Raw genomic sequence first — 6,280 nt, forward strand, 5'->3', positions numbered from 1 at the left:
CTTGGGGCCAGTGCAAAACTGCGTAGCGTCGTGACGTTCACCGGAAAGGTGAGTGGATGACGATAGATGTTCAAATTCATTTCAAAACCTTATTAAAGAATCAGCGGTCAACTGAGGTTTTCAGGATTCATCTCGTCTCAGTTCATCAGGTATTGGCAGGTCTTCAGGATTCAGCTGCGGTTTGTTGCCACCGCGTTTCTGGTAACGCCGCAACTGGAATACAAAAGCCAGCACCTGGGCTACTGCAATATATAGACCAGATGGAATTTCATCGCCGATTTCAGTGGAATAATAAATGGCCCGCGTGAGGGGGGGCGCAGCCAGAATCGGCACTTCATTATTTTCAGCCACCAGCCGAATTTGTTGTGATATCAGATCGGCACCCTTAGCCACCACGACCGGTGCGCCGGTTTTGGTCTGGTCATAGCGCAGGGCAATGGCATAGTGGGTCGGGTTGGTAATGACGACGTCAGCGGAAGGGATATCCTGCATCATCCGCTGTTGTGACAACTGTATCTGCAGGCGCCGGATGCGGCCTTTAACTTCCGGACTCCCCTCGGTTTGTTTCATTTCATCCTTGACTTCCTGTTTCGTCATTTTTAATTGTCGAATATGGTTCCATTTCTGAAATGGCACATCGATCAAGGCGATTAGAATCAGGCTGGCTGTCAGCGCAAGAAACACCCATAACACCTGATAGCCCAGAGCGGCCATGGCGACGTTTACTTCCTGACGCCCCAGCGTCAATAATTGGTCACGCAGTCCCCACAATAGGACGGTAGCGATACCGCCAATCAGAATAAATTTACCCAGTGCCTTGCCCAACTCAATCAGACCCTGGGGGCCAAATATCCGTTTCAGTCCCTTGATGGGATCCATTTTCTCCGGTTTGACCGACATGGCCTGGGTGGAGAAATTCCAGCCGCCGATCAAGGCCGGTGCGGCCAGGGCGGCAATAACCGTAACAGCCATGAACAGACCCAGATCAAAAGCAACGGTTTTAATGGTATAGATCAGATGCTGGGCCATCGCCGTCGGATCGAATAATTCCTTGCGGGTGAAACTGAAAGATTTGTTCATTACTTGTGCAACACTACGGATGATATTTTCACCGATAAAAAACAAGGCGATCGCACTGGCAATCAGCACAGTTACCGTGGTGAGTTCACGTGATCGGGGGACCTGACCTTTTTCCCGCGCCTCATCAAGGCGCTTGCCCGTGGGCTGTTCCGTTTTTTCCTGTCCGCTTTCTTCAGCCATTTTTTTGTACCAGTAAGCGCGCCATCTGCAACATGTAGTCGCTCATATCAACCAGATGCTCGGCCACATTGGGTAAAGTCACCAGCATGATGGCAAACCCCAGAATAATGGTCATCGGAAAACCGATAGAGAACGGGCTGATTTGCGGTGCCGCCCGCGACAGAATACCGAAAGACAGATTCACCATCATCAGGGAGCCTATTGCCGGTAAAGCAATAATGACGCCAGCGGCGTACATCCAGCTGGCCTGAGCGACTACATCGCGAAAATCGAAAGGTGTGAGACCGCTGGAGGCAAGCGGCAGGGTGGTGAAACTCTCCGCCAGTACCTGTATCAGAATCAGATGACCGTTGATGCTGACAAATATCAGGGTGACAAATACCAGATAAAACTGACTGATAACCGGTACCATCACCCCATTTTGGGGATCGACCATGGAGGCAAACCCCAACCCCATCTGCATGGCGACAATCTGCCCCGCGACAATAAAAGCGTTAAACAACAATTGCAGCATGAATCCCATGCAGGCACCGATTAGGATCTGATGCGCGATAATCAGCAAACCTTCACCGCTGAGTGGTTCTACCGCAGGGGCCGTGACCGGAATATTAGGCACTATCACGATACTGACCGCCAGCGCCAGCAGCAGGCGTGAGCGGGCGGTGACAAAATTACTGCTGAAGATGGGCGCTACCATCACCATGGCGGCAATACGGAAAAACGGCCACAGATAACTGCCAAGCAGTCCGGTGATGTCGGCAATGCTCAGAACCATGGCCACTTTATCCAGGACACTACGCTACCCAATCAGAAAGGGAATATCTTCGAACAGGCGCCGGGCGAAACTGATCACCAGGCTCAGCATCCAGGGCCCGGCTACCATCAGCACCAGCAGGGTAATAAACAGTTTGGGGATAAAAGTCAGCGTTTGTTCGTTGATAGAAGTGGCCGCCTGAAACATGCTGACCAGCAGACCGATAAACAGGGCTGGCAACAAAATTGCCGCGATCAAAATGGTGATGACCTGCAAGGTCTGCTGCATGACGGTTAAGACGGTTTCAGGTGTCATGACTAAACGTAAAAACTTGAGGCCAACGTGCCCATCAGCAAAGCCCAGCCATCAATCAGCACAAATAACATCAATTTGAACGGCAAAGAGATCAGCATCGGTGACAGCATCATCATACCCATCGCCATCAAGACACTGGCCACCACCAAATCAATGATAAGAAAGGGAATAAAGATCAGAAAGCCGATCTGAAAAGCGGTTTTCAGCTCACTGGTGACAAATGAAGGCAATAGCAGGCTATAGGGAATATCCTCGGCGCTTTGCAATTCTTCGTAACCGCCGATAGTTGCAAACAGCTCGATATCGGTTTCCCGTGTTTGTGCCAGCATAAATTCTTTAAACGGTGCGCCCGCGGTTTCAAAGGCTGCGGTAAATTCGAGTTCACCGTCCATGTAGGGCACCACGGCGTTCTGATAGGACTGGTTGAATACCGGATGCATGATGAAAATGGTCAAAAACAGTGCCAGACCGATCAGGATCTGATTGGAGGGTGTTGACTGCACCCCCATTGCCTGACGCAGAATGGCCAGCACGATGATGATACGGGTAAAAGAAGTCATCATCATCAGCCCTGCCGGCAGCAAGGTCAGCACCGTCATCAAAGCCAGAATCTGCAAGGTCACGCTGTAACTCTGGCCGCCGTCTTCCGCTCCGGTCACGGTCACGGCAGGAATACCCGGCTCTGCCAGGGCAAGCAGGGGTGAAAACAGTAATGCAGATAACATCAGCAAGCGGATCATCGACCACCCCGCTGTTGCATCATTTGACGCAGTTTGCCGGCAAAATCGCCGGACACGCCGGTGGTGGAATCTATCGGCAATGGTTGTTCCAGTTTATGCAGGGTATTGATTTGCTGCGGAGTGACACCGAGCAAGAGTTGCTCATCGCCAATCTGTACCAGCACCGCCCGTTCGCGTGGTCCCAGTGGAATACTGGCAATGACTTTCAGTTTGCCGCTTGCTGCCATGTGGAAACTGCTGCTGCGCTTCAGCAACCAGGCCACTAACACGATACAAGCCAGCACCAGTAATAGGCCCAATAACGTTTGCACCAGGCTACCGGCGGATAGTGGTGATTCGTTCAAAGTACGCGCTGTTTCTGTCTGTTGCACCGCCCGCACCGGCAGGCTCAACAATAAAGCGAAGAGAGCGGAGACCAACCGGGACATCAGCGCAGTTTCTTGATGCGTTCCGCAGCACTGATAACGTCAGTGAGGCGGATACCGAACTTATCGTTTACCACGACGACTTCACCATGTGCGATCAGGGTATCGTTGACCAGAACATCCATGGGTTCCCCCGCCAGGCGGTCCAGTTCAACTACCGAACCCTGACTTAACTGCAACAGGTTGCGGATGCTGATACGGGTGCGGCCGATCTCCATTGAAATCGTGACCGGTATATCCAGCACCATATCCAGATCGACGTCTGTTTTCAGTTTCCCCTCATCATCCAACTGGGCCACCGGTGCCGGATTGGCCTGTTGCTGTCCGGCTTCGGCGGCAGCCTGTTCTTCCAGTGCCTGAGCCCAGGGATCTTCGTCCTGATTGTCACCGGGTTCGCTACTTTGCTCTTCCAGTGCGGCAGCCCATTCGTCAGCAAGTTCCTGATCTTTTGTTTGGGTGTCTTCACTCATTTTTTCTTACCCTTGTTGAGATTATAGGTAGGCGTCGGGTCTTTCGGGTGTTCAATACTATCAACGATTTTCAACGCGGCCTTGTCATCATGCGCACCATAGCTGGCGCGGAACATCGGCACATCTTCCACCATGGTGACTACGTTTTTGGGCATCTCGATCGGTATGATGTCGCCAGCTTTCAATTTAAGAATTTGCCCTAGATTCAGAGTGGTCTGGGTCAGGTTGGCCCATAATTCGACATCCGCCACCATGATTTCTTCACGCAAGGATTTAGACCAGCGTCCGTCATCAGCACTGCGGTCACTTTGCAGACCGGTATCCAACAGTTCACGAATCGGTTCCAGCATGGAGTAGGGGAAAGTGACATGAATATCAGCGCCGCCGCCATCGAGTTCGACATGGAAAGTGGAAATGACCACCACTTCACTGGGGCTGACAATATTGGCAAATTGCGGGTTGACTTCGTGATTGACAAATTCGAAGTCGACTTCCATGACCGGCGACCAGGCTTCTGTCAGATCCTTGAAGCACAAATTGAGCACCATGCGAATAACGCGTAGTTCAGTGGCTGTAAATTCACGGCCTTCAATACGGGCCTGAAAGCGGCCTTCACCGCCGAAGTAGTTATCCAGAATGGTAAACACCAGTTTCGGTTCGAGCACAATCAAACCGGTACCGCGCAGAGGATGCAAATGAATCAGGTTAAGACTGGTGGGCACAAATAAAGTGTGCACGTATTCGGAGAATTTCATCACCTGCACACCACTGACTGAAATTTCTGCAGAGCGGCGCAGCATATTGAATAGACTGATCCTCAGGTAACGGCCAAAACGCTCATTAATCATTTCCAGCGTCGGCATGCGCCCGCGGATGATGCGTTCCTCATTACCGAAGTCGTAGGAACGCGGCGAACCGGTATCCGAGTCGGATGCAGTTTCGGTTTCGATGTCGCCGTCACCCATGCCGTTCAGCAGGGCATCGACTTCATCTTGTGACAGGATATCGTGAACGGCCATGGTTATTGCATGATGAAGCTGGTGAAATACACGGCTTCCAATTCATTCTCCAGCGATGATTCGGATTTCAGAATCTGGTTGATAGTATCGAGGCAGGCCTGTTGCAGTGCTTTGGTACCGTCACCGGTCACAAGAACGTCATAATTTTGACTGTAAAACAACATTAGCAACTCGTGCTGTAACGCTGGCAGGTGAAGTGTGAAGGCATCAATCACCATTTGATCTCTGGCCATTACTTTCATCTTGACCTGTAAATATTTGACGGTGCCGTTGCTCTGCTCGGAAAAATTCACGATAAAAGGTGCATCAACGGTGTAATAGATGGGCGTTTGTTTAGCGACGGCTTCCTGCTTCGCATCGCCGGCTTCCCCTTTATCACCGCCTATCAGCATCATCACGCCAAGACCGATGATAGCAAGCAATAGTAATGCAATAACCGCAATCAGCCATTTAGCCTTATTACCGCCTTTTTCTTCAACTACTTCAATGTCGTCTCGTTGTTCAGCCATTGTCGCTTTCCGTTCAGGTTTGAAATTTATTTAGCAAGTAGCGTGCCGTTTATTGCAAGATAAAGCTGGTGAAATATACTTTGTCCAGACCTTTTTGACCGGTTTCTTCTTGTAATAATGAGCTGACCAGGTGCTCAGCCTCTTGCTGTAATTGTGTTCTGCCTGCAACCGAACTGACGTTGTCATAGCTTTGAGCAGTAAATAGCGTTCGCAAGGCGTCCTGAATCATGGGTAGATTGAGTTTGGCATTGTCAATGATGTTGGCCTGATGCGACATTAACGCGACTTTGATTTGCAGATAACGTGCCTTTTGCTGACTTTGATTGAGAAAATTAATCGTGAACGGTTCCTCTATCTGGTAATAAACAGCCCGATTAGCGGCAGATGAAGTGTCAGCAGCAGACATGGCCGGCAGGGTCCAGATTAATGACAAACCCAGTAATAATGAGGTGAGCATCTTATGCATGGCTTGCTATACTCCGTGTTTTTTTACAGAAAGATTAAAGCCCGGATTATACCGAAACAACCTGGAAATGCGCGTATCAGAGCCTATGTAAACAGTCAGAACAAGGCACAGCCTGCCGCGAATGGTTATTAGACTGTAACACCGTGCTGGCTTTTACATGAGCACCCGCAGGGCGAGACGATAAGCCGGTATCGTGCATTTCCAGGTTGTTTCGGTATATAACAAGCTTGAGCAACAGGTTAAAGAGGTGGCAGGGTGGAAACTAATCCACAAGATAAAAAAGACAATGTTATTTGCACTTTCTGGGACAAGATTCTGACGG

General features: G+C 50.3%; 9 protein-coding genes. All 9 read right to left on the reverse strand.

Going from position 1 to position 6,280, the window contains the following annotated elements:
* Positions 1–120 precede the first annotated feature (120 nt).
* From flhB to OMP95_RS12405, 9 genes are read right to left on the reverse strand one after another with little or no spacing between them, the layout of a single operon-like run.
* Entirely contained in the window at positions 121–1,260 is a 1,140-nt protein-coding gene (gene flhB / locus OMP95_RS12365; RefSeq protein ID WP_266329293.1) for a flagellar biosynthesis protein FlhB, read from the reverse strand.
* Positions 1,253–2,035, reverse strand: coding sequence for a flagellar biosynthetic protein FliR (gene fliR / locus OMP95_RS12370; RefSeq protein WP_266329295.1), 783 nt, complete (start codon positions 2,033–2,035; stop codon positions 1,253–1,255). Before fliR ends, flhB begins: the two co-directional genes overlap by 8 nt.
* Positions 2,036–2,059: 24 nt before the next feature.
* Positions 2,060–2,329 carry a flagellar biosynthesis protein FliQ gene (gene fliQ / locus OMP95_RS12375; protein WP_266329297.1) on the reverse strand — a complete coding sequence of 90 codons (270 nt, stop codon included), beginning with the start codon at positions 2,327–2,329 and terminating at the stop codon, positions 2,060–2,062.
* A gap of 2 nt (positions 2,330–2,331) precedes the next feature.
* Entirely contained in the window at positions 2,332–3,069 is a 738-nt protein-coding gene (gene fliP / locus OMP95_RS12380; protein ID WP_266329299.1) for a flagellar type III secretion system pore protein FliP, read from the reverse strand.
* Positions 3,066–3,497, reverse strand: coding sequence for a flagellar biosynthetic protein FliO (fliO, locus tag OMP95_RS12385; RefSeq protein ID WP_266329301.1), 432 nt, complete (start codon positions 3,495–3,497; stop codon positions 3,066–3,068). The genes fliP and fliO overlap by 4 nt, the downstream gene beginning before the upstream one ends.
* On the reverse strand, positions 3,497–3,964 hold the full coding sequence (gene fliN / locus OMP95_RS12390) for a flagellar motor switch protein FliN (protein ID WP_266329303.1): 468 nt from the start codon (positions 3,962–3,964) through the stop codon (positions 3,497–3,499). Before fliN ends, fliO begins: the two co-directional genes overlap by 1 nt.
* Complete coding sequence (gene fliM, locus OMP95_RS12395; RefSeq protein ID WP_266329305.1) at positions 3,961–4,983, reverse strand: flagellar motor switch protein FliM; 1,023 nt, start codon at positions 4,981–4,983, stop codon at positions 3,961–3,963. The genes fliN and fliM overlap by 4 nt, the downstream gene beginning before the upstream one ends.
* Before the next feature lie 2 nt (positions 4,984–4,985).
* Entirely contained in the window at positions 4,986–5,492 is a 507-nt protein-coding gene (locus OMP95_RS12400) for a flagellar basal body-associated FliL family protein (RefSeq protein ID WP_266329307.1), read from the reverse strand.
* Positions 5,493–5,541: 49 nt separating this feature from the next.
* A complete protein-coding gene (locus tag OMP95_RS12405; RefSeq protein ID WP_266329309.1) occupies positions 5,542–5,958 on the reverse strand; it encodes a flagellar basal body-associated FliL family protein in 417 nt (138 codons plus the stop codon).
* Positions 5,959–6,280: the final 322 nt, after the last annotated feature.

It is taken from the genome of Methylophaga sp. OBS4 (assembly GCF_026319305.1).
Taxonomy (GTDB): Bacteria; Pseudomonadota; Gammaproteobacteria; order Nitrosococcales; family Methylophagaceae; genus Methylophaga.

Coding starts and splice junctions, on each gene's coding strand:
- flhB (WP_266329293.1), bottom strand. CDS start 1,260: ATGGCTGAAGAAAGCGGACAGGAAAAAACGGAACAGCCCACGGGCAAG.
- fliR (WP_266329295.1), bottom strand. CDS start 2,035: ATGGTTCTGAGCATTGCCGACATCACCGGACTGCTTGGCAGTTATCTG.
- fliQ (WP_266329297.1), bottom strand. CDS start 2,329: ATGACACCTGAAACCGTCTTAACCGTCATGCAGCAGACCTTGCAGGTC.
- fliP (WP_266329299.1), bottom strand. CDS start 3,069: ATGATCCGCTTGCTGATGTTATCTGCATTACTGTTTTCACCCCTGCTT.
- fliO (WP_266329301.1), bottom strand. CDS start 3,497: ATGTCCCGGTTGGTCTCCGCTCTCTTCGCTTTATTGTTGAGCCTGCCG.
- fliN (WP_266329303.1), bottom strand. CDS start 3,964: ATGAGTGAAGACACCCAAACAAAAGATCAGGAACTTGCTGACGAATGG.
- fliM (WP_266329305.1), bottom strand. CDS start 4,983: ATGGCCGTTCACGATATCCTGTCACAAGATGAAGTCGATGCCCTGCTG.
- OMP95_RS12400 (WP_266329307.1), bottom strand. CDS start 5,492: ATGGCTGAACAACGAGACGACATTGAAGTAGTTGAAGAAAAAGGCGGT.
- OMP95_RS12405 (WP_266329309.1), bottom strand. CDS start 5,958: ATGCATAAGATGCTCACCTCATTATTACTGGGTTTGTCATTAATCTGG.